Source organism: Anaerococcus tetradius ATCC 35098, from assembly GCF_000159095.1.
Classification (GTDB): domain Bacteria; phylum Bacillota; class Clostridia; order Tissierellales; family Peptoniphilaceae; genus Anaerococcus; species Anaerococcus tetradius.
Map to the genome: position 1 here is coordinate 1 of NZ_GG666315.1, position 1554 is coordinate 1554.

2 protein-coding genes are annotated in these 1554 nt (G+C 31.2%); both read left to right on the plus strand.

The window, feature by feature from the left end:
* Window positions 1–762, plus strand: a 762-nt coding sequence (locus HMPREF0077_RS09885) for an IS21 family transposase (protein ID WP_004837870.1), incomplete at its 5' end; no start/stop codon positions are given.
* Window positions 752–1501, plus strand: a complete 750-nt coding sequence (istB, locus tag HMPREF0077_RS09890; protein ID WP_004837871.1) for an IS21-like element helper ATPase IstB — start codon at window positions 752–754, stop codon at window positions 1499–1501. The genes HMPREF0077_RS09885 and istB, both read left to right, overlap by 11 nt.
* Window positions 1502–1554 lie beyond the last annotated feature (53 nt).

A 1554-nucleotide genomic window follows, 5' to 3' on the forward strand; every position in this document is an offset into this window, starting at 1 on the left:
AGGTATTCTATCTACTATGCAAGCTTAGATAAAAGACAATCAACCATATTTGCTTTTTTAAATAATGCATTTGAAAAATTAGGAGGGGTGCCTAGGGTAATATTAACAGATAATCTAAAAACAGTTATGGATAGGCCAAGAAGCGAATACTACAAAGGCAGTATTAATAGCAAGTTTTATCAATTTGCTAAGGATTATGGTTTTAAAGTCCAACCATGTATAGCTAAAAGACCACGAACAAAGGGCAAAGTTGAGAGTCAAATGAAGATATTAGATGAATTAGATGCCTATCAAGGAAAGTTATCATACAAAGACCTAATTGATAAAGTTGAGATGATAAATTTAAGAAAAAATATGACCATACATCAAGGAACATCAAAAACACCAATATCCTTGTTAGAAAAAGACAAAGGCTCCCTAAAACCTCTTCCATCAAAAGAAATCAGGAGCCAATATCAGAACCATCAAAGCATTGTCAAAGTTAATGAATCTTCGATGATATCATACAAGTCTAACCAATATTCTCTACCTACTGAATACATAGGAAAGACAGTAATACTACAAGTAGAAGATAACTACCTGTACCTGTATGATACCACAAAGTTAATAGTTAAGCATAGAATTACAGATAAAAAGTTAAACTATCTTAATGAACATTATCAAGAAATAACTAGGAAGACAATGCCCTACAAAGATGAAATAGACATAAAAGAATTTTCAAAAGAAAACTTAAAAAAGATAGGAGGCTTGTTTGATAGTTAAAGAAACCAGTAATTACCTAAGATTAAAAGATAACTTAGAGTACCTAAAATTAAAACAATTCACCATACACATAGACGAATTTCTAGCAGATAGAAATACATCCTTAGTAGAAGCCTTGTTAAAATTAACAGATTATGAAGTAGATACAAAAAGAATAAATGCAGCCAATCAGATGGTAAAAACCGCAGCCTTTCCTGCCTTAAAAGACATAACAAGCTTTGATTTCACCTTTCAGCCAAGCATAGATGAAAGGCAAATAAAAGATCTATGCCAATTAGGCTTTCTAGAAAACAATGAAAACATAGTCTTTCTAGGATCAAGTGGAGTAGGAAAAACACATCTATCAATATCAATAGGCATAGAGGCAGCAAGACAAAGATATTCAACCTACTTTATCAAATGTTCAAATTTACTAGAAAATCTAAAAAAGGCCAAAGATGAGAATAGGTTAGAAGCAAGACTAAAACATTATGCTTCTTACAGACTCTTGATAATAGATGAATTAGGATACCTACCTATTAGTGAAGGCGATGAAAGATTACTATTTCAGCTAATAGATAGGAGATATGAGAAAAAATCGACAATAGTATCAACAAACATAAATTTTTCAGATTGGGAAAGTATATTCTATGACGTAAGAATAGCAAATGCAATACTAGATAGAATTCTTCACCATTGCTCTATAATTCAGATACTAGGGGAATCTTATAGGCTAAAGGATATTGTTAAGAGTGAGTAAATTGTACATTCTTATCTAGCCAGAAGTGTACATTTTTATATTGACATTTATAG